The sequence below is a fragment of the Streptomyces clavifer genome, from assembly GCF_036345975.1.
GTDB classification, from domain to species: Bacteria; Actinomycetota; Actinomycetes; order Streptomycetales; family Streptomycetaceae; genus Streptomyces; species Streptomyces clavifer.
The window spans coordinates 6,347,033-6,368,308 of sequence record NZ_CP107793.1; the positions used below are offsets into that span (position 1 = coordinate 6,347,033).

The 21,276-nt window shown below is 71.8% G+C and carries 19 protein-coding genes; 11 read left to right on the forward strand and 8 right to left on the reverse strand.

All coding sequences use genetic code 11. The annotated features are described in order from the left end of the window. Positions 1-196: 196 nt before the first annotated feature. The 4 genes from OG927_RS27575 to OG927_RS27590 form a co-directional block, all read right to left on the reverse strand. Positions 197-349, reverse strand: coding sequence for a hypothetical protein (locus tag OG927_RS27575; RefSeq protein ID WP_206431724.1), 153 nt, complete (start codon positions 347-349; stop codon positions 197-199). Positions 350-604: 255 nt separating this feature from the next. Further along, positions 605-928, reverse strand: coding sequence for an SCO4225 family membrane protein (locus OG927_RS27580; RefSeq protein ID WP_124280664.1), 324 nt, complete (start codon positions 926-928; stop codon positions 605-607). Between the two features lie 56 nt (positions 929-984). Next, the gene (locus OG927_RS27585; RefSeq protein ID WP_209469386.1) at positions 985-1,665 is read right to left on the reverse strand and encodes a response regulator; all 681 of its coding nucleotides are present in this window, start codon (positions 1,663-1,665) and stop codon (positions 985-987) included. Continuing rightward, positions 1,662-4,034, reverse strand: a complete 2,373-nt coding sequence (locus tag OG927_RS27590; protein ID WP_330320950.1) for a sensor histidine kinase — start codon at positions 4,032-4,034, stop codon at positions 1,662-1,664. Before OG927_RS27590 ends, OG927_RS27585 begins: the two co-directional genes overlap by 4 nt. Positions 4,035-4,363: 329 nt before the next feature. Between OG927_RS27590 and OG927_RS27595 the strand changes: the two genes are divergently transcribed. From OG927_RS27595 to OG927_RS27620, 6 genes are all read left to right on the forward strand, one after another. Beyond that, positions 4,364-4,672, forward strand: a complete 309-nt coding sequence (locus tag OG927_RS27595) for an SCO4225 family membrane protein (RefSeq protein ID WP_209469384.1) — start codon at positions 4,364-4,366, stop codon at positions 4,670-4,672. 104 nt (positions 4,673-4,776) lie between these two features. Beyond that, positions 4,777-8,097 carry a S8 family peptidase gene (locus tag OG927_RS27600; protein ID WP_330320951.1) on the forward strand — a complete coding sequence of 1,107 codons (3,321 nt, stop codon included), beginning with the start codon at positions 4,777-4,779 and terminating at the stop codon, positions 8,095-8,097. Between the two features lie 186 nt (positions 8,098-8,283). Further along, complete coding sequence (locus OG927_RS27605; RefSeq protein WP_330320952.1) at positions 8,284-8,697, forward strand: RICIN domain-containing protein; 414 nt, start codon at positions 8,284-8,286, stop codon at positions 8,695-8,697. Between the two features lie 70 nt (positions 8,698-8,767). Beyond that, a complete protein-coding gene (locus tag OG927_RS27610; protein WP_245376666.1) occupies positions 8,768-9,229 on the forward strand; it encodes a site-specific integrase in 462 nt (153 codons plus the stop codon). A 47-nt stretch (positions 9,230-9,276) separates the two neighbouring features. Next, a complete protein-coding gene (locus OG927_RS27615; RefSeq protein WP_124280657.1) occupies positions 9,277-11,073 on the forward strand; it encodes a gamma-glutamyltransferase family protein in 1,797 nt (598 codons plus the stop codon). A 45-nt stretch (positions 11,074-11,118) separates the two neighbouring features. Further along, positions 11,119-11,952: an inositol monophosphatase family protein gene (locus OG927_RS27620; RefSeq protein WP_209469382.1), complete on the forward strand. Its 834-nt coding sequence runs from the start codon at positions 11,119-11,121 to the stop codon at positions 11,950-11,952. 3 nt (positions 11,953-11,955) lie between these two features. Here OG927_RS27620 and OG927_RS27625 read toward each other — a convergent pair whose 3' ends face one another. Then, on the reverse strand, positions 11,956-12,801 hold the full coding sequence (locus OG927_RS27625; RefSeq protein ID WP_056792177.1) for a nucleotidyltransferase domain-containing protein: 846 nt from the start codon (positions 12,799-12,801) through the stop codon (positions 11,956-11,958). A gap of 86 nt (positions 12,802-12,887) precedes the next feature. Between OG927_RS27625 and OG927_RS27630 the strand changes: the two genes are divergently transcribed. Next, entirely contained in the window at positions 12,888-14,303 is a 1,416-nt protein-coding gene (locus OG927_RS27630) for a phytoene desaturase family protein (RefSeq protein WP_124280654.1), read from the forward strand. 156 nt (positions 14,304-14,459) lie between these two features. On the opposite strand, the gene OG927_RS27635 is transcribed toward OG927_RS27630, so the two are convergent. Next, the gene (locus OG927_RS27635) at positions 14,460-15,683 is read right to left on the reverse strand and encodes an erythromycin esterase family protein (RefSeq protein WP_330320953.1); all 1,224 of its coding nucleotides are present in this window, start codon (positions 15,681-15,683) and stop codon (positions 14,460-14,462) included. A 70-nt stretch (positions 15,684-15,753) separates the two neighbouring features. On the opposite strand from OG927_RS27635, the gene OG927_RS27640 reads away from it, so the two are divergent. From OG927_RS27640 to OG927_RS27650, 3 genes are all read left to right on the forward strand, one after another. Then, on the forward strand, positions 15,754-16,527 hold the full coding sequence (locus OG927_RS27640; RefSeq protein WP_330320954.1) for a TioE family transcriptional regulator: 774 nt from the start codon (positions 15,754-15,756) through the stop codon (positions 16,525-16,527). A 332-nt stretch (positions 16,528-16,859) separates the two neighbouring features. Continuing rightward, positions 16,860-18,332 carry an AlkA N-terminal domain-containing protein gene (locus OG927_RS27645; RefSeq protein ID WP_330320955.1) on the forward strand — a complete coding sequence of 491 codons (1,473 nt, stop codon included), beginning with the start codon at positions 16,860-16,862 and terminating at the stop codon, positions 18,330-18,332. Between the two features lie 16 nt (positions 18,333-18,348). Next, entirely contained in the window at positions 18,349-18,867 is a 519-nt protein-coding gene (locus OG927_RS27650; protein WP_330320956.1) for a methylated-DNA--[protein]-cysteine S-methyltransferase, read from the forward strand. Positions 18,868-18,962: 95 nt separating this feature from the next. Here the strand turns inward: OG927_RS27650 and OG927_RS27655 are convergent, their stop codons facing one another. After that, positions 18,963-19,547, reverse strand: a complete 585-nt coding sequence (locus OG927_RS27655; protein ID WP_056792183.1) for a TMEM165/GDT1 family protein — start codon at positions 19,545-19,547, stop codon at positions 18,963-18,965. Positions 19,548-19,872: 325 nt separating this feature from the next. On the opposite strand from OG927_RS27655, the gene OG927_RS27660 reads away from it, so the two are divergent. Continuing rightward, positions 19,873-20,280 (forward strand): (2Fe-2S) ferredoxin domain-containing protein, encoded by a 408-nt coding sequence (locus OG927_RS27660; RefSeq protein ID WP_056792184.1) that lies wholly within the window; start codon positions 19,873-19,875, stop codon positions 20,278-20,280. 213 nt (positions 20,281-20,493) lie between these two features. Here the strand turns inward: OG927_RS27660 and OG927_RS27665 are convergent, their stop codons facing one another. Beyond that, positions 20,494-21,225, reverse strand: coding sequence for an SIR2 family NAD-dependent protein deacylase (locus OG927_RS27665; protein WP_330320957.1), 732 nt, complete (start codon positions 21,223-21,225; stop codon positions 20,494-20,496). Positions 21,226-21,276 lie beyond the last annotated feature (51 nt).

Here is a 21,276-nt window from a genome sequence, read left to right on the forward strand (position 1 = left end):
GCTCCGTGACCACCATGAGATCACCGCGCTCGCCCGTTGCCGGCTGCACGACCTGGACCAAGCCCAGCCCGTGTAGCCGAAGGACGTCGCCCGCCGAGTCCGCTCAGCAAATGGCAGTGGCTGTGGAGCTGGAGTAACGACCTCGGGGAAAATTGAGGTTCGGGCGTGCTGGTCTGGTGGGTCGGTTGGCGGGTGATCAGCAGGCGCTGTCCCGGGCGTGGACCAGTTCGGTGCTCGCCCGGCGGCGGGTTACCCGCTGCGCGGATCGGTCGGAAACCAGTCCGCCGATCGCGAGGTGGGTGTCGGCGTAGTCGTCGCGGCGTCCGGTGAACGCCGCAAGGGAGCCCATTGGCGGAGCTCGGCGTTGGTGTGCTCGACGCAGATCCTGGCCGAGGACTGTCGGCGCCGCATCTCACGCCAGGCGTATTCGTCGCCGTCGCACGCCTCGTCCTTGGGTCTCCGCCGACACAGGTGCTGGCCCCCTGAGAGAAGGAAACTCAAGCCCCCGAGCGTGCGGGATCTCGACAAGGGATCTCCCGCCTGCTGCACCGACCAGCGGGCACGATGCCAAAGCGACGCAGGTGACCAAGGCGATCAGTGTTCTCTAGTCCGCTGGGCCTCCGCCTTGGCGCAGTTTTCGGGTGCACCAGCCGATGATCGTGGCGTTGACGGCTGCTCCGACGCCGATGGCGGTGACGAATACGAGGGTGTTGGTCTGCAGCATGAGGAAGAGGAAGCTGACGGGGGCGGTGGCGAGGAACGGTATGACCATGGCCATGGACGCGTCCGGGCGGTCCTGGATGCTCACCACCCATGCCCACACGAACAGGGCGGTAGAGACAGCGAGGTAGCCGAGCCCGATCGGGCCGAGGTTGTTGTACAGGCGGCGGAGGATTGATCTTGCGGGGTTGGCGCCGGGGGCAGGCATGGTGGTGAATCCTCGGTCGATGGTTGTGGCGGGTTCTGCTGGTGGCTTCTGAGTGGTCAGAGGTGGGTGCCGGGTGGGTTCGGGGTGGCGAGGCCGAGGTCGTAGGCGAGGATGGTCGCCTGCACGCGGTCGCGCAGGTTGAGCTTGCGGAGCAGCGCTGTGACGTGGGATTTCACTGTGCCCACGGCGATGCTGAGTTCCTCCGCGATCTCGGCGTTGGTGTGTCCGGCTGCGACGAGGGTGAGGACTCGTCGCTGACTGGCGGTGAGGCTGTCCAGTCCGGGAGTGCTGCGTGTGGGGGCGGCGTTGGGTGATCGGGGTGCGTAGTGACCGATGAGGTGGCGTGTCGCGGAGGGGGCGAGGACGCTTTCGCCGTTTGCGACCTCCCGGATGCCCTGGAGCAGTTTGTGGGGGTGTACGTCTTTGAGGAGGAAGCCTGAGGCGCCGGCGCGAAGGGCCTCGAAGACGTATGCGTCGAGGTCGAAGGTGGTCAGGACGAGGACGCGGGGCGGGTTCTCGTGGCCGGTGATGATGCGGGTGGCGGCTATGCCGTCCAGGTGAGGCATGCGCACGTCCATGAGGACGACATCGGGCGCCAGTTCCTGGGCGAGCTGTACCGCGGTGGCGCCGTCGGCGGCCTCGCCAACGACGGTCAGGTCATCTTCGGCGTCGATCACGGCGGCGAATCCCGCCCGTACGATGCCCTGGTCGTCGACGACCAGCACCTTCAGGCTCATCGTTGTCTCTCCTCGTCGTTCTGCACGTTGGTGAGGGGCAGCCGGAGACGGACGGTCTCTCCCGGACCCGTGGTGAGGCTGCCGCCGAGCGCCGTGATCCGCGCTGTCAGCCGCTCCCGCACGGCTGCGCCCGCGTGGGGAATTCCGGTGGCCGTGAGCGTCAAGGTAGCGGTGTCGGCGTCGAGTTCGAGCAGGCAGGGCCCCTGCCCGCCGACTGTGAGGATCGTTTCGGCGGCGTGGTAGGCGGTCAGGTCGACGGCGGTGGGCAGTTGTCGCGGTACGCGGTCGGTCAGCCGTATGTCGATGTCGCGGCCGGTGGCCCGCAGGTGGTGAGCGAGCAGGTCGAGCGCCTGGAGGGTGGGCTGCGGGCGTAGTTCGGGCCTGGTCCCGTCCTGCGGCTCGGTGTCGAGCAGGGCGCGCATCGCCGCCAGGGCCTCGCGCGCCCTGGCCGCCGTCGCGTCGAGCCGGCCGGCCTCGGCTTCGGTGATCATGTCGGCGGTGCGGGCGAAGACCGTGCCTTCGAGTCCGGCGGCGATGCGGTGCCGCTCGACCCAGGCGTCGCGGACGGCCTCCTCGGTCAAGGCGGCGAGGCGCTCCTCGTTGGCCCGGTTACCGGCTTGCCGGTGGCGGGCCCGGCGGACGCCGGCCAAGCCGGCCGTCGAAACTGTGAGGGCTACGCCGATCGTGACGCCCACGATGACCGCCCAGGCAGGGACTGTCGTACCTCGGTCCAGAACCGCTGCGGTGGCGGAGACCGAGTGCACCAGCACCGTCAGGAAGATGGTCGTGAGGTGGCCGCGACCCGGCACGAGCGAACCTGCCTCTTGTTCGCGGGTGGCCTGGGGCACAGCACAGCCGGCTCGGGACACGCGCCTTGTACGTGACATCGCCGGCCGGGCAGGCTGCATCACGAGCGCCGCGTAGGTGGCCAGGAGGCTCAGCGCGGGAGGGAGCAGGACCGGGCCGCGGTAGTGCCCCACTGCCATCGCCACCGGCCACAGCAGTGTCAGCCCGAGCAGCATCGCGTACGCCGCCCGTGGAGTCTTCCGCAGCCACAGCAGGGTCATCGCCTGGCCTGCGGCCAGCAGCGCGAAGAAGAGGCCCGCGGACACCTGTGTCCCGCTCGACAGGTCCTCAGGTCTGATGACGAGCGCGGGGAGCAGCGGCTGAACGATCAGTCCGAGGGCTGCCACTACCTGCGCCACCCGGTAGGCCCGCGGCGTTGCTGGTTCCACGGCCGTGGAGATCCTGCCGGGGAGGACTGCCCGCACCTCCCAACCGCCGTCCGCCGTCGGGCCGCTGCGTACCGTGCCGCCCGCCTCCCGTGCCCGGGAGCGCAGAAAGCCCTGTCCACGGCCACCGCCGAGCCCCGCACCATGCGCTACCGCACCAACGGGCGGAGCAGTGCTGGTGACCATGATCTCGGTCCGGGTATCGCCGTACCGGCACAGCAGAGTGGTGTGCGCGCCGGGGGCGTACCGTGCGACGTTGGTCAGCGCCTCGCGCGCGATGCCGTACGCCGCTTCCGCGACGGCTCCGTCCGGCAGGGGATCGATCTCGCAGTCCACCCGCTGGCCCAGGCGCCGGAATCCGGCGACCAGGCCCGCTAGCTGATCCTCCGGTGGGGGCGATTCCGTACGTGAGGGCGCCGGGGCTCGTACCGCGCCGAGTGCGCGAGTGACTTCGCGGCCTGTCGAGGACGCGAACTCCATTGCCCCGGCAGCCAGTTCAGGACGACGATCCCGCAGGCCGAGGGCCGCGCCCACCGTGACGACCACGGCGGTCAGATGGTGGGCGCTGATGTCGTGCAGCTCCCTTTCCATCCGGCGCCGCTCGGCTGCGGGGAGCCGGTGGCGCTCGGTTTCGGCACGCTCCAGCCGCTGGTGCGCCGCTTGTCGTGCGCGGCGGTTTCGGCGCGCGAGCAGTCCGGTGCCGCACGTGGCCGCGTACAGCAGGGCGGTCAGGACCATATCGAGCCCGTCACGGTCGCTGAGGCCGTGCAGGCTGATGCCCTGCAATAACTGCCAGAGAGCGAGCGCCGTCACGCACAGCACGGCAGTGAAGGCATCACGCCCGATCGCCACGGTGAACACCGCCAGTGCGACGCCTGCCGTCCCGAGCACGGCCATCGCCCCGGAGGGCAGCGGCCCGGCGCCCAGCGCGCACACCGCGGCAACGACGATGAGCGCGGCGACCGGCCGGGTACTGCGCAGGACGAGCATCGCCACCACCACCCCGGCGACAAGGGCGGCCAGCAGCAGGGCGGATGGGGCCGGGACCATTCCGCGCACGAGCGGCACCCCGGGCCACACCAAGGCCTGGGCGCACAGCAGCAGGACCGGCACCAGCCGGTCGTCAGTTCGGTTCATGGTGGACAAAGGCTATCGCCGCAGGTGAACGGCCCGGATCGGGCTGAAGACGGACTCCCGTCTCCTACCGGGGGTGTGCCGTCTCTACCTCTGGTCCAACACTCTGATCATCCCGCAGCCCGAGGACGCCGCCGGCCGCCCGCGCCTAAGCTCGTCCGCGTCGAGATCAGTCACCGCCACAGAGCGGCACACCCTCCCCACTGCGGTGACGCTTCGACACCTGTGGTCCCCAGTAAGGGCGCCACCCATGTCCTTGTACACGCGGATGCCCAGGCGGCGCTGCTCACCTCAGCTCCGTCCGATCCTGCCCTTCCTCTTCGGAGTCCGAGATGACTGCTTCTTCGCGTACCTTCCCCCGGTCGCTGCTCCGCTGTCTGAAGAGTCCCGTCGCGGTGGGGTACCTGGCGGTGGTGGTCTGGGTCGGGACGGACGTCGCGCTGACCAGTTCCCTGGACGGCAACATGGCGGGCGTCTGGCTGTTCTTCCTCACGGCTCCGACCTCGTTCCTCTTCGTTGCTCTGCCCGGCTCCCTCCCCTGGGCGGGCGTGGTGATCGGGGCCCTCGTCCAGGCGGCAGCACTCGGCGCCGCCTACCACTGGGTCCGCGCGAGGCGCGCACGTCGCACGGCCAGCGCCTGACCTCCCACCGTTTCGCAACTCCGCGCCGACAGCGGCCATCGCACCGCACTTTGAAGAACGGAACAGCTGTGCTCAAAGACAAGAGATACGGAGGCGCGGCCATAGTGGCAGCGCTGCTCACGACCTCCCTGACGGCCGGTGCCGCATCGGGTACGACCTTCGGGCCCGGAGCGGGGACGCCGTCCGCGCACGCGGATGAGCCGGCCCCCTCCACGGGCATGGGGGGCGGGCGTGTCGTCACGCTCATCTCCGGCGACCGGGCGTACGTCGATCGCGGCGGCAAGGTGGTGCGTGTGCAGCCGGGCAAGGGGCGCGAGCACATCACGATGTCCATCCAGCGCCGCGGTGCCGACACTCACGTGGTGCCCTCCGATGCCCTTTCCCTGGTCGGACAGGGCGTCCTGGACCGCCGGCTGTTCAACGTCACCGGGCTGCTGAAGGCCCGCTATGACGACGCGCACCGCGCGACGATGCCGCTCATCCTCTCCTACACCAGGAAGGACCGCTCGGTCGCGAAGACGGCGATGGACGCCGCGGATGTGCGTGTGCGCCGCAGCCTGCCTACGGTTCAAGGTGAGGCGCTGAGCGCGCCCAAGAGCGAAGCGGCCCAGGTCTGGGACGCGCTCACCACGGCAGGACCACAGGGTGAGGGGGCCCGGACGGCGGCGCCGGGCATCGCCCGGGTGTGGCTGGACGGCCGGCGCAAGGTGGCCCTGGACCGGAGCGTCGCGCAGATCGGCGCCCCGGTTGCCTGGAAGGCCGGCTTCGACGGCAAGGGGGTGAAGGTTGCCGTACTGGACACCGGGGTGGACGAGACGCACCCCGACCTCAAGGGTGTGGAGATCGCCCAGAAGGACTTCTCGGGCTCGAAGAACACCGTCGACCACGATGGTCACGGCACCCACGTGGCGTCGACCGTCGCAGGCTCGGGGGTGAAGTCCGGCAAGCACAAGGGCGTCGCGCCGGGTGCGAAGATCATCGACGTCAAGGTCCTGAACGATGAGGGCACGGGGGAGGACTCCGGCATCATCGCGGGGATGCAGTGGGCCGCAGACAGCGGCGCCCGGGTGGCCAACCTCTCCCTCGGCGGTGAGGACACAGCGGAGAACGATCCGCTGGAAGCAGCCGTGGACCGCATATCGGCGAGCAGCGGCATGCTCTTCGTGATCGCGGCGGGCAACGAGGGCCCGGGTGCCTCGACGATCGGCTCCCCGGGCAGCGCGGCCTCCGCACTCACCGTCGGGGCGGTCGACCGCAAGGACCGGATCGCGGAGTTCTCCAGCACCGGGCCGACGGCCGACGGTTCACTGAAGCCGGACATCACCGCACCGGGCGTCGGCATCATCGCCGCGAAAGCGGCCAAGAGCACCGGTGCCACGCCGGCTGCACCCGGATACGTGGCCATGTCGGGCACCTCGATGGCCACACCGCACGTGGCCGGCGCGGCCGCTGTCCTCGCCCAGCAGCACCCCGACTGGACCGGAGAGCGCATCAAGCAGGCGCTGACGGCCTCGGCGAAGCCCGGCAGCGATCTGTCGCCCCTGCAGCAAGGCACCGGACGCACCGACCTGACACGGGCGACCAGCGCGAGCGTGGTCAGCGAGCAGACGTCGGTGAACTTCGGCACCCAGCTGTGGCCGCACGGTGACGACAAGCCGGTGACCCGGCAGATCACTTACCGCAACGACGGCGCCGAGTCGGTCACCCTCAGTCTGTCCACGGAGACGACGGGTCCCCAGGGGAAGAGTGCACCGGCCGGGTTCTTCACCGCTGGCACCGACCGTGTCACCGTCCCCGCCGGCGGCACCGCCGACGTCGCTCTCACCGCCGACACCCGGCTCGGCAGCCAGGACGGCATGTTCACCGGAGTGCTCATCGCCCGGTCCACCGATGGCGGCCACAGCGTGCGTACCTCTTTCGCCGTACAGCGCGAGGCGGAGGCGTACGACCTCACCCTCAAGTACATCGGCACCGATGGCCGGTCCTCGGAGTCGGGCACCTTCATCCTCGACCGGAACACCGACTTCGCCCTGGACGCCTACGACACCAAGGGCCAGGGCATCCTCCGCACCCGGGTACCCAAGGGCACCTACCTGCTGGAGACACCGGTCCAGACCCGCAAGGGCACCCAGGCCGACCCGGACATCGCGCTGATGGTGCAGCCCAAGCTCACCGTCGCCAAGGCCACCACCGTCACCTTCGACGCCCGCAAGGCCAAGCCGGTCGACATCACCGTGCCCACAGGTGCCAAGAGCGTCGACACCTTCCTGAAGTACTACCTGGAGACCGGCGACATCGCCTATGGAACGGTCTGGCAGCAGCCGTCCTTCAAGGGCTTCCGCACCGCCCAGGTAGGCGCAGCGCTGTCCGCCAAGGAGTTCAGCTCGAACGTCGGCGGTACCTGGCAGAAGGGCAGCACCACCTACAACCTGCTCTACGACCGCACCGGCTCCCTGCACACGGGGCTGACCCACAAGGTCGCCACCAGCGAGCTGGCCCTGGTCAACAACCGGATCGGCGCCTCCGCGAAGAACCGCACCGGCGCGGTCAGCCCCACCTGGGAAAACGCCACGGGTGTCGGGCACGAGACCGTCAGCCGGCCCTTCGCCCTGCCCGCCACAGCGAAGACCTACGTCAACACCCGCAAGGGCGTCACCTGGGGCTTCTCCGCCGGGCAGCACCAGCCCGGCAGCGGAGACGACAGCCTTGAGGTCATCTTCAACGAGCCGACCCCGAAGGCCTACCAGCGGGGGAAGACCTACACACAGACGTTCAACGTCGGAGTGTTCAGCCCCAAGATCAACACGTACAACACCGCCCGCCGCTCGGGCAACGACCTCAGCTTCTGCATCGCGGAGTACACCGACGGCGCCGGCAACATCGGCCTGTCGACCGTCACGAAGCAGCAGACCCGCGTCACCGCCGACGGCAAGAAACTCCTCAACTCCGAAGAGGGCCTCTGCCAGGACGTCTACGGCCTGCCGTCGAAGAGTGCCGCCTACCGGATCAGCACGGACGCGACCCGCTCCACCAAGGTCGCCGGCGTCACCACCCGCCTCACCGCCGCCTGGACCTTCCGCTCCAAGAAGACCCCGGCCGACAACTACACGGTGCTCCCGCTCTCCTCGGTCCGCTTCGCCCCGAAGCTCGACCTGCACAGCCGGGCCGCGGCAGGGAAGAAGCTCACGGTCCCGCTCACCCTCCAGGGTCCGGCAGCCAAGAGCTTCAAGAGCCTGTCCGTACAGGTCTCCTACAACGGCGGCAAGACCTGGTCCAAGGCCCCCGTTCTCACGAACATGAGCAAGCGGACACTCCCCCTCAGCCACCCCAAGAAGGCCACCTCGGTCTCCCTCAAGGCCAAGCTCACCGACAGGCAGGGCAACACCTACCAGGTCACCATCGTGAAGGCCTACCTGCTCAAGTAGCCGGCCCGACGCCCACGGCCGACCACCGGCGAGCACTTTCGCGCCCGAAGCAGCCAGGGCTCCGCTCCTCCGGGAACACCACCCCGGAGGAGCGGAACCCTCTCGCCCACTGCGGGCACGACCACATACCGGCAAGAACGTGAAAGGCACAAGATGCAGAGCTCCTCACTCCGCCCAGGATTCCGAATGGCAGCTGGCGCAGCCATCGCGCTGACCGCGCTGATGGCGACGCCGGTGACAGCCTCGGCCTCCGCCCAGGGCAAGACGCTCGTCCAGATGGCCACCTACCGGTGCCTGGACTCCAACGGTTCGGGCCAGGTCTACACACTGCCGTGCAACGGCGGCCCCTACCAGAGATGGGCGACCACAGGTGATGGCGGACTGAGGAACGAGGCCACCGGACGCTGCCTGGACTCCAACGGCGCGGGCCAGGTCTACACGCTGCCCTGCAACAACGGCAGCTATCAGAAGTGGACAGCCGTCGCCCACACGCTCCGCAACGCGGCCACTCGAAACTGCCTGGATGCCCGCACTGCCGGCGGTGTCTACGCACCGTCATGTAACGGTGGCAACTATCAACAGTGGAGCCCCTTCGGCTGATCAGGCCCAGGCATCCGCTGAAGAGCGAGGTCAGGTGTCTCCAACACCAAGGCCTCATATAACGGCGCCCGTGGCGCTCTTGTATGAGGCCCTGGTGTTGGCTGCATGTCATCACGGCCTGGCGCAAACCGGGCTGTGCGGGATTACCCGCCGGTTGTGCCAGGCGTGCTGGAACGCTGTCGCGGCGAACACGTGGAACACCGAGATCTGGAAGCCGGCACTGGCCAAGGCCGGTGTGATTCCGCCCCTTGCCAAGGGAGCGAAGCCCTGGCAAGGGCAGGCGGCCCCCCGGGACGGCTTCCATGTCCTGCGGCACACACACGCTTCCGTTGTCCTGGAGGCGGGGGAGCCGGTAGTGACATCGGCCAGGTGGCTGGGGCACGCGTCACCCACCATCACCCTCCACCACTACGCGCACTTCATGCCGGAGGCGGGTCGCAGGGGGCGACAGGCGATCGATAGCCTGCTCGGCGATCAGGCGAACGACCCTGCAGGGCGAAACTCCCCAGATTCTCCCCAGGCCCGATCGTGAGCCGTGATCGGCCCGTCCGACACGTACAACCAGCAAGGTGAGGCGCGATGTTCACGACCCGGCCGACCCTCCAGGGCACCTTCGGCATGGTGTCCTCCACCCACTGGCTCGCCTCGCAGTCCGCGATGGCCGTCCTGGAGGACGGCGGCAACGCCTTCGACGCGGCCGTCGCCGCCGGCTTCGTCCTGCACGTCGTCGAACCCCACCTCAACGGCCCGGCCGGCGAGGTCCCCGTCATCCTGGCGCCGAAGGACGGCGAGGTGCGGGTGCTGTGCGGCCAGGGCCCCGCCCCCGCCGGGGCGACAGCCGCCCACTACCGCGGGCTCGGTCTCGACCTGGTGCCGGGCACCGGGCCGCTCGCCGCCGCCGTACCGGGTGCGTTCGACGCCTGGATGGTGCTCCTGCGCGACCACGGCACCAGGACCCTCCGCCAGGTGCTCCGCTACGCGATCGAATACGCCGAGGACGGCCACGCACCGGTCGAGCGCATCGGTGAGACCGTCGAGACGGTCCGTGAACTGTTCGAGACCGCCTGGCAGTCGTCCGCCGAGGTGTACCTGCCGGGCGGGAAGGCCCCGCAGCCGGGTGAGCTGTTCCGCAACCCCGCGCTCGCCGCGACCTGGCGACGCCTCACCGCCGAGGCGGAGCAGGCCGGCGGCGCCGGCCGCATCGCCCAGATCGAGGCCGCCCGCACCCTGTGGAGCGAGGGCTTCATCGCCGAGGCGCTGGTCCGGCAGGCGGCCGTACCCACCCTGGACACCAGCGGCACCCCGCACACCGGCACGCTCACCGCCGCCGACCTGGCCGGCTGGTCCGCCACCTACGAGGCCCCGGTCACGTACGACTGGAACGGCTGGACGCTGGCCAAGGCCGGCGGCTGGAGCCAGGGGCCCGCATTCCTTCAGCAGTTGGCGCTCCTCCCCGACGAACTGCCGCCGTACGGCGGTGCCGACTACATGCACCTGCTCATCGAGGGCTGCAAGCTCGCCATGGCCGACCGCGAGGCCTGGTACGGCGACGCCGACGACGTCCCCCTGGACACCCTGCTCTCCGAGCCGTACAACACCGCACGCCGCGCCCTCGTCACCGGCGAGGCGTCCCACGAGCTCCGCCCCGGCAGCCCCGATGGGCGCACACCCGTCCTCGGCGCCCACGCCCGCGCGGTCGCGTCCGGCCTGGACACGACCGGCATACCGGCGGCGGGCGCGGGTGAGCCGACCGTCTCCCCGGACGGTGCGACCCGCGGCGACACCTGCCACCTCGACATCGTCGACCGCTGGGGCAACATGGTCTCGGCCACTCCCAGCGGCGGCTGGCTCCAGTCGAACCCCGTCGTCCCCGAGCTGGGCTTCCCGCTCGGCACCCGGCTGCAGATGGCGTGGCTCGACGAGGGGCTGCCCAACACCCTCACCCCCGGCCGACGCCCCCGCACGACCCTGACACCCTCGCTCGCCCTGCGCGGCGGCGTCCCGGTCATGGCGTTCGGCACCCCCGGCGGCGACCAGCAGGACCAGTGGCAGCTCCACTTCTTCCTGGCCGTCGCCCTGCGCCCCCGGGTCCGCGGCGGGCTGGACCTGCAAGGTGCCATCGACGCCCCGAACTGGCACAACGACAGCTTCCCCGGCTCCTTCTTCCCGCGCGGCATGCGGCCCGGCAGCGTGACCGTGGAGGAGCGTACGGACCCCGGCGTAGTCGCGGAGCTGCGCCGCCGCGGCCATGACGTCACCGTCGGCGCACCCTGGTCCGAGGGGAGGCTGTGCGCCGTGGCCCGCGATCCGGAGACCGGAGTGCTGTCCGCCGCCGCCAATCCGCGCGGCATGCAGGGGTACGCGGTCGGCCGCTGACCGCCCACCTGCGGCCCTCCCGGCGAACCGTGCTTAGCTGGAGGCATGATCGATGACTTCCTCGCAGAGGACGGGAACCTGGCCGAGGTCGAGGCGGCGGTCCGTGCAGCGGCCGCCGCGGAGATCCTGCCGCGCTACCGGCAGCTCGCCACGCACGAGATCGTCGAGAAGAGCGGCCCGCACGACCTGGTCACCGCCGCGGACCGGCTGGCCGAGGAGCACCTCACCAGGTCGCTGACCCGGCTCCTGCCCGGTTCGGTCGTCGTGGGCGAGGAAGCCGTCCACGCGGACCCCGCCGTGTACGACGCGCTCGGCGGGGACGCACCCGTGTGGATCGTCGACCCCGTCGACGGCACCCGCCAGTTCGTCCACGGCGAACCCGGCTTCTGCACCCTGGTCGCCCTGGCCCGGCACGGAGAGGTGTACGCCTCGTGGACGTACGCCCCCGTGCTGGGCGAGATGGCCGTCGCCGTCCGGGGGAGGGGCGCCACGCTCAACGGCACACCGGTGCACAGCGGTTCGCCCGCGCCGGGGGCGGTGCTCAAGGTGGCGATGTCCCACCCCGACTACACCTCCGACGCCCAGAAGCGCGCGCTGCTGGGCCTGCGCACCGAGGGCATCGACGCCCGCGCGTGCGGATCGGCCGGCCTGGAGTACCTCGCCGTCGCCTGCGGGGCGCAGGACGCCGTCGCCTTCAACTGGGAGTTCGCCTGGGACCATGCGGCGGGTCTCCTCCTGGTCACGGAGGCGGGCGGCGCCCAGTCGACCCTCTCCGGTGTCCCCTACCGCATCACCGGCGGCAACGACCTGCCGTTCACAGCGGCCAGGGACAGGCCCACCGCGGAGCGGATCCTGTCCGCGCTGCGGGCGGACCGCTAGCGTTCACGTCCCGGCCGGGGCGGCCGTCCCGCCGCCCTCGCGCAGTACCTCCCGCACGTCCCGTACGACACCGGCCGCGACATCCACCGCGGCCGCGTCCAGGGCGCGCAGTGACCGCGAAACCCGGTCCGCGAAGTCCGCCGGCGTGTCCGGCAGAGCGGCCGCCGCGGCGACTGCGCCCTTCTCGTTCAGGCACCACGTGCGGTGATGGGCGTGGAGCGACTGGGCGAGGATCCCGAACGCCCTCGACAGGCACAGGGCGACATGGAGGGTGTCCCCCGCCGGGGCCGACTTACGGGCACCGGCCACAGAGAACTCCGCCTCCCACGCGGCATCGGCCAGCGCCTTGCGCAGAGGTTCGGGGTAGGTGCGCGCGGCCGTCCGAAGGCGTGCCAACTCGCCGTAGGGGTCGTGCAGTACCTGCCCCAGGGCGACCTCGCCGACGTAGCAGGGGGACCAGAAGCCCAGGGGATGGCCGGCTTGTACGCCCACGTCGAAGCGGCCCTCCCGGCAGTCGGCCCACACCGACTCCACCCGGTCCAGATCGCGCAGGATCCAGTCGACCGGGACACCGTCCACCGTCAGCCACGCACCACCGTTGACCCACGGCCCCCAGCCGCCCGGCCCCGCCACGTCCACCGGGGAACCCTGGACCTCGGCGCCGAGCGCGGCCAGCGCGGCCAGGTCCGGGGTGCCGCGGTAGTAGACCCCCAGGTCCCAGTCCGAATCGGGCCGGTGCGTGCCCCGGGCGCGGCTGCCTCCGAGGACGACGGCCCGGACGCCGGGCAGCGCGGTGAGCCGGGAGGCCATGGCGGCGAGGGGCGGGGGGAGCGCGGACGTGTGGTTCATCGCCCGGGAGGCTACCCGCGGAACCGCTGTCGGCGCACACGAATATCCTGGGTGTCCTGGCCATCGGCTGACGAAGGAGTCCGAAGGTGCCATCGATGCTTGACGCCGTAGTAGTGGGGGCGGGCCCCAACGGGCTGACGGCCGCGGCCGAACTGGCCCGCCGGGGCTTCGCCGTCGAGGTCTTCGAGGCCCGGGAGACCGTCGGAGGGGGTGCGCGGACCGAGGAGCTCACCCTTCCCGGCTTCCGCCACGACCCGTGTTCCGCGGTACACCCCCTGGGCATCGGCTCGCCCGCCTTCGACGCTATGCCGCTGGACCGGCACGGTCTGCAGTGGCTGCAGCCCGAGCTCGCGCTGGCCCACCCCTTCCCGGACGGGTCCGCCGCGGTGCTCACAGGGTCCGTGGGGGAGAGCGCGATGTCGCTCGGACCGCACGACGCCGGCGCGTACCGAAGGCTGGTCGAGCCCTACACCGGCCACTGGGACACACTCGCCCAGGACTTCCTGCGCACCCCGTGGGACGGACTGCCCCGAGACCCGTACCGCTGGGCGCGCTTCGGTCTCGACGCGCTGCCGCCCGCGACGCTCCTCGCCCGCCGTTTCCGGGGCGCCAAGGCACGCGGACTCATCGCCGGGCTCGCCGCCCACGCCATCGCGCCCACCAGCGGTATCGCCACGAGCGGTATCGCCCTGCTGTTCGCGCTCGCCGCGCACGCGAAGGGCTGGCCGGTGCCGCGCGGCGGCTCGCAGGCCATCTCCGACGCCCTCGCCTCCTACCTGCGCGAACAGGGCGGCACGATCCGGACGGGCGTGGAGGTCAGGCGTCTCGACGAACTGCCGCCCGCGCGCGCGTACGTCTTCGACACCTCGCCCACCGCGCTCGCCCGCATCGCCGGACTCGGCAGTGCCTACAGCCGCTACCGGTACGGCGCCTCCTGCTTCAAGATCGACTACGCGCTGTCGGGCCCCGTTCCCTGGACGGCGACGGAGGCCCGGCGAGCCGGCACGGTCCATGTCGGGCCCACGGCCGGGGAGATCGACGCCTCCCTGCGCGCCGCCGTCGAGGGCCGCGACCCGAGTGTCCCCTTCCTGATCACCGCGCAGCCGAGCCTCGTCGACCCGTCCCGGGCTCCCGAGGGCCGCCACGTCTTCTGGGTGTACGGACACGTCCCCGCGGGCTGGGAGGGCGATGCCACGGAGGTCATCGAGCGGCAGATCGAGCGGTTCGCACCCGGCTTCCGGGACCTCGTCCTGGCCCGTGCGATCGCCGGGCCGCCCCAACTCGCCGCACGCAACGCCAACTACGTCGGCGGCGACATCGCGACCGGGGCGTTCGCCGGGCTGCAGACGGTGCTCCGCCCCAAGCTCGCCCGCGTGCCGTACGCCACCGCCCACCCCGCGGTCTTCCTCTGCTCCTCCGCCACCCCGCCCGGCCCCGGTGTGCACGGTATGTCGGGCCACCATGCGGCGAAGGCGGTGTGGCGGCGGCTGCGGGCCGCGTGAGACCCCTGGGCGGGCCCGCGTCACGGTCGACGGACGTGGCGAGCCCTCGTCCTGCCGCACGAGGGTCTGCCGGACGGTCGGGGCGGGGCGCGTGGAGGACCTCCGTCCCGCGTCACCGGTCCCGTGGCCGTCACGGCCACGGGCCATGGCGCGAGGTCATGAGCGGCCGGACAGGCTCTCGTCCGCCGGCACGTCCTTGACGAACACGATGCCGTCGCCGTGCGGCAGATGGTCCGGGTCGAGCGGGGCGTAGCCGAACCAGGGGGACACGCGGGGCGCGAGCCGGGTGTCCCCCAGGGCGGTGGCCAGCTGCGGGGCGGCGATGACGCAGCGGCTGTCCGGGAGCGCGTACAGGAGTCCTTCGAGGGTGTCCGGCGGCGGGGCGTCCACCCCCTGGTGCGGGATCGTGCCGAGTGCCATGGCCAGGAAGGCGTACTCCTCGCCGAGCCGGGCGCTCACGAGGGCGCCCGCGCTCCACCACTCCAGCGGCGTCCCGCCCATCCGCACCGTGCTCCTCTCCCGCTGGAGATGGGAGTTGTGGGCGTGCACGAGCGCGGGGCCGCGCTCGGCGACGGCGAGGAGGTTGTGGGCCATCATCTGGTCCCGCAGGCCCACCAGCCGGGTCAGGCGGGCCGGTGAGTCGGCGGCCATCCAGTGGTGGTAGCGCAGCAGACCGGTCGCCGTGCGCCCGTACAGACGCGCGCGGTCCAGCGCTTCCCGCGAGGTCGCCTTACTCAGGTGCGGAGCCTGCGCGTCGAGCAGCGCCACCAGATCGTCGGCGACCAGCCGCAGTTGACCTGCCCCGGCCGACTGTCCCACGGACCGGGCGGGGTCCGTCATCGCGGCGGGATCGGTCCACCGGCCGTCGGAGCCGAGCAGGCGGTCGAGCGCCTCCCCGGTGCAGGGCAGCAGGTCCGTGTCGAGCTGGGCCGAGAGATACCCGTGGAGGGCGGTGAGCGCCTGCCGGGGGCTCTCCGCGCCGGTGATCTCCAGCGGGCCGTCGACACCGGCGAAGCGCAGCCGCTCGGACACGGGTCTGCCGTCGTTGTGGGCGCGCATCCAGCGCACGAGCTCGCGGTTGGCCGCGGAGGCACCCCAGCCGTGGCTGAAGCCGTGCTCCATGGCCTCGTCGAGGGTGCCCGTGCCCGAAGCGACGTAGTCGTCCACGACCAGGGCCTTCAGGCAGTCGCTCTCGATCGCGATGGTCCGGTAGTCCTCCTGGTCGACGAGCTGCCGGAAGAGCTCGTTGCGCAGGTCGAGCAGGGAGTCCTGGCCGTGGGTGGGCTCGCCCAGGGCGAGCACGTGCGGCCGGGCCGTGAACAGCCCCATGACGGCGGCTGCCTCGACGGCGTGGGCGATGTCCTTGATGCCAGTAGCCATGCCTTCAACGCTATCGTTGAACCCTCGGTGGAGACTTTTACGCGAGAGTAGCGGGAAGAGCAGCGGGAACATGGGACGAAACCCTCGAAGCAGTGACCGGCTGCGGCCGATCGACCTGGCGCGCGGACACGGCCTGTCCACGCAGGCGATCAGGAACTACGAGGAGGCCGGCATCCTTCCGGCCGCCGGGCGCACGCCCCACGGCTACCGGACCTACACCACGCTGCACGCGCGGGCGCTGCGCGCGTTCCTCGCCCTCGTGCCGGGCCACGGCCACCGGACGGCGACGGCGGTCATGCGGGCGGTGAACCGGGGTGCGGTCGACGAGGCGTTCCTTCTCATCGACGAGAGCCACGCCCAGCTCCTCGAGGACCGACGGACACTCCAGTCCGTGGAGGACGCCCTCCGCGGACTGGAACCAGGCGTGGCATCCGGCCCGGGGGCGGCGTCGGGCCCGGACACGGTGTCCGGGGCCGGGGCGGACTCCGGGGCCGGGCCGGGCGGTACGTTCATCGGGCCCCTGGCGGCGAAGCTGGGACTCAGGCCCGCGACCTTGCGCAAGTGGGAGCGCGCGGGGCTGTTGAGCCCCCGGCGCGACCCGCGGACCGGGTACCGGGTCTACGGCGACGCCGACGTCCGCGACGCCCGGCTGGCCCACCAACTGCGGCGCGGCGGCTACCCGCTGGAGCGGATCGCCCCGGTGATCGACCGGATGCGGGCGGCCGGCGGGCGGGAACCGCTGGAGGCCGCACTGCACGACTGGCGCCGCCGGCTGTCCGCCCGGGGGCGCGCGATGCTGTCAGGTGCTGCCGAACTGGAGGCGTACCTCCGCGATCGCGGATGAGACCGGTGCCCTACGACGCCTGCGCACGGGGGTTCGAGAGGGCGGCGCAGGTCACGGGCCCGGCCGGGCCCGGGGTTGCCGGCACCCGACCTCCGGCACCCGACCTACGGCACCCGACCTCCGGCTCCCGACCTCCGGGCCCGGGCCGGCATGGGCACCGCGCTTCAAGGGCCCCCGGGGGCCCCGGAGGCGCCGCCCCCGTACTCCGTGCGCGTGCGCCGTGAAGACCGGCGGGCCGTGGTCGTGGCCGGACGCCCGGTGTCGGATTCCCGCGCGAGGCTGATGTCGGATTTCCGCCAGCCCTCCCGTCCCGGGTGCCCGATCCTTGAACCATGCACACCGACACCGAGCGCTGCGTACGGGCCGTCCAGTCGAAGGACGCCCGCTTCGACGGCTGGTTCTTCACCGCGGTCCTGACCACTCGGATCTACTGCCGGCCCAGCTGCCCCGTCGTGCCGCCCAAGGTGCGCAACATGAGCTTCTATCCGAGCGCCGCCGCCTGTCAGCAGGCCGGATTCCGGGCCTGTAAGAGGTGCCGGCCGGACACCACTCCCGGATCCCCGGAGTGGAACGCCCGCGCCGACTCCGTCGCCCGTGCGATGCGCCTCATCCAGGACGGGGTCGTCGACCGGGAGGGCGTAACGGGTCTCGCCGCGCGGCTCGGCTACTCCGCCCGGCAGATCGAGCGCCAGCTCCTCGCCGAGCTGGGCGCCGGGCCGCTCGCCCTGGCACGGTCCCAGCGCGCCCAGACGGCGCGCGTCCTCATCGAGACGACCGCCCTGCCCATGGCCGAAGTGGCGTTCGCCGCCGGATTCGCCTCGATCCGCACGTTCAACGACACCGTCCGCGAAGTCTTCGCGCTCGCCCCGGGAGAGCTGCGCACCCGCGCGGCACGCGGAGGCGGCACGGCCGACGCCCCCGGAGTCATCACCCTCCGACTGCCGTACCGTGCCCCGCTCAACCCCGGCAACCTCTTCGGGCACCTGGCCGCGACCGCCGTCCCAGGCGTGGAGGAATGGCGGGACGGCGCCTACCGCCGCACGCTCACCCTCCCGCACGGACACGGCACAGTGGCGCTCTCCCCGCGGCCCGACCACATCGCCTGCCGGCTCTCCCTCACCGATCCGCGCGACCTGACCCGGGCCATCAGCCGCTGCCGCAGACTCCTCGACCTGGACGCCGACCCGGTCGCCGTCGACGAGCAGCTGCGCTCCGATCCGCTGCTCGCACCGCTGGTCGAACAGGGGCCCGGGCGCAGGGTGCCGCGCACGGTGGACGCGGCGGAGTTCGCCGTACGTGCCGTGCTCGGGCAGCAGGTCTCCACGGCCGCCGCCCGGACCCACGCCGCCCGGCTGGTCACCGCCCACGGGGTGCCCGTCGAGGACCCCGAGGGCGGTCTGACCCATCTCTTCCCCACCCCGGAGGCGCTGGCCGGGCTCGATCCGGAGGCCCTCGCACTGCCGCGCAGCCGCCGCACCACGCTCACCACCCTGGTCGCCGCGCTCGCCGACGGTTCCCTCCGCCTGGGCGAGGGCACCGACTGGGAACAGGCCCGGGCCGAGCTGACGGCCCTGCCGGGATTCGGTCCCTGGACGGTCGAGGTGATCGCCATGCGCGCGCTCGGCGACCCGGACGCCTTCCTCCCCACCGACCTGGGCATCCGCCGGGCGGCCGAGAGGCTCGGCCTCACCGCGACCCCGGCAGCCCTCACCGCACGCGCTGCGCACTGGCGGCCCTGGCGCGCGTACGCCGTGCAGTACCTCTGGACCGTCGACGACCACCCCATCAACCACCTGCCCGCCTGACACCCGAGGACGAACCATGACAGCCACACCTGTGGTGACCAGGCAGCACACGGTCATCGACAGCCCTTACGGAAACCTCACCCTGGTCGCCACCGACGGTGTCCTGGCCGGCCTCTACATGACCGGGCAGCGGCACCGTCCGGCGGAGGAGACCTTCGGCGCACCGGACCGCGGGCCCTTCGCCGAGACGGTCCGGCAGCTGGCCGCCTACTTCGCGGGCGAGCTGACGGAGTTCGACCTGCCGCTGCACCTGGCCGGCACGCCCTTCCAGCGCAGTGTCTGGGCGGAGCTGGAGCGCATCCCGTACGGCGAGACCCGCTCGTACGGCGAGCTGGCCGAGTGCCTCGGCAAGCCCGGCGCCTCCCGTGCGGTGGGCCTCGCCAACGGCCGGAACCCGGTCGGGATCATCGTCCCGTGCCACCGGGTCGTCGGAGCCTCGGGCAGTCTCACGGGGTACGGCGGCGGTCTGCACCGCAAGCAGCGGCTGCTCGACTTCGAACGGGGGACGGACAGCGCCGTACCGGCCCTGTTCTGAAGGGACCGGCCGGTGCGCCGTGCCAGTGGCTCAGGTCCGCGCCGGCGGAGCGGGCCCGCGCCCCCCGCCCCGCCGGTCGGGCCCGCCCCGGCCTGTCAGCCCGTGAAGATCTCGACGACCGACCAGATCGCGAGCCCGAGCATGCACAGGCCGCCGATGCGCTGCACGGTCTTCAGCGGGACCCGCTTCGCGATGAACCGTCCGGCCAGCAGCGCCAGCGCGGACACGGACATGAGAGCGGCCGCCGCCCCGACAGCCGTGGACCAGGTGCCGTTGCTCGCTGCGAGGTTCGCGGTGGTGATCTGGGTGAGGTCGCCCCACTCGCTGATGAAGACGGCCATGAAAGCGGTCGAGTAGACCGGCCAGAAACCGGTCACGGTCCTGATCTCGGCCCCGTCGTCCTCGTCGTCGCCGCCACCGCGCAGCAGCATGAACGCGCCGAAGGCGAAGAGGAGGGCCGAGACCAGCTTGACGATCCAGTCGGGCAGCAGACCGAGGAGGCCACCCGCCCCGACCGCGATGGCGACGTGCACCACGAAGGCGGACGACGTACCGAACCAGACGTACAGCGGGCGCATGCGCGTGCCCATGGCCAACGAGGCGAACATCGTCTTGTCGGGGAGCTCCGCGAGGAAGATCAGCCCGAAGGCGGTGAGGATCGCCAGTGGGTCGAGATGCATTCCGGGTGGCTTTCTGTGAGAGCCGGGCCCCGGGTCGTCCGCGAAGTGCCGATCGGGCTTTTCGGAGGACCACTCGGCCCGGCATGACGGCAGCGCCCGCAGGGCGCGGGCGTGTCATACCTGACCGAAGGTCTCGCCCACCCGTAAGGATCTACGGGCCCGGCCACCGGGAACCCGAGGGCTCCAGTGTGTCGACGACCGGTTTTCGGGGCTACTCCCCTTCGCAGCCGTCAACATTACCCCACCCCGGGCCCCGGACCTGCGGGAGACCGGCTCGGTACAGTCCTACGGTGATCATCCGAGCCACCACCGGGAGTGCCCCCGCATGAGTCGCCGCACCCGCAGGACCGCCGCCGGACCGGGGCCGTCCCGGCCGACCGTCAGCGTCTGCCGGGGCTGCTGCTGCGGCACCCCGAAGATCCCCGGCGTGGACCACGCCGGGCAGCTGTCCCAGCTGCGGCAGTCCCTCGACGGGATCGCCACCGTGCGCGCCGTGGAGTGCCTGGACGCGTGCGAGCACGGCAACGTCATGGTCGTGCAGCCCTCCGCCGAGGGCCGCGGCGCGGGAGGCCGCCCCGTCTGGCTCGGGCTGGTGAACGATCCGCAGGCCGTCGCCGACATAGCCACCTGGGCGCAGGACGGGGGACCGGGCCTCGCCGAGGTGCCCGAGATCCTGGACCTGTACGCGTTCAAGCCCTCGCGCCGGATCCGGGGCGGTCTGGAGGAGGGATAGCCCGGCGGGCCGGGGAGCTCCGGCCCGCCCGGTCAGGACAGGGCGGGCCCACACGTCGACCGGCCGACGGGCCGTCCGCGCAGACCGGTCCGAGCCCGACGGGCGCGCCTCCGGATGTGCCGGACAGCCGGATCCCGTCGCCGCACAGCACCGGGCCGATGCGCGGATCGGCCCGCCGATAATGTCCGCGCCCGAAGAGCGCGCCAGGTTCGGTCAGCCCTCCCCGGACGGCGCCAGCCGTGCCAGCAGCGCGGGCAGGGCCGTCCCGATGGGTTCGCGGATCGTCTCCTCGGCCAGTTCGTCGTACGGGGTCGGCTCGGCGTTCACCACGACGAGCCGGGCCCCGTGCTCCACCGCGATACCGGCCAGAGAGGCGGCGGGCTGCACCTGAAGAGTCGTGCCCACCGCGATGAAGACCTGACTCGCCTTGGTCACGGCCATCGCCTCGCCCAGCACCCGCGGGTCCAGACGCTCACCGAACATCACCGTCGCCGGTTTCAGGATCCCGTCGCAGACCGTGCACGGCGGATCGGCCTCGCCGGCATCGACACGGGCCAGGGCCCGGTCCATGCCCGACCGGGCATGGCAGCGGGTGCAGACGACCTCGCGTGCCGTGCCGTGGAGTTCGACGACCTTGCGGGCGGACAGCCCGGCCCGCTGGTGCAGCCCGTCGACGTTCTGGGTGATCACGCGCACCGGTGTCCCGGACCGTTCGAGCGCGGCCACCGCACGATGGGCCGCGTTCGGCTCGGCGTTCCAGGTGTCGGCGGTGCGGCGCATCAGCCAGGAGCGGCGCCGGATCTCCGGGTCGGCCATGTAGAAGTCGTACGTGACGAGCTTCTCGGCCTCCGGGTCCTTCCGCCAGAGGCCCTGCGGGCCGCGGTAGTCGGGGATGCCGGAGTCCGTGGAGACGCCGGCGCCGCTGAGGATCGCGACGAGAGTCATGGGCCGAGCGTACGCAGGGGGCCGCACCGGCGGCGGTCATTTTCTGCGGGC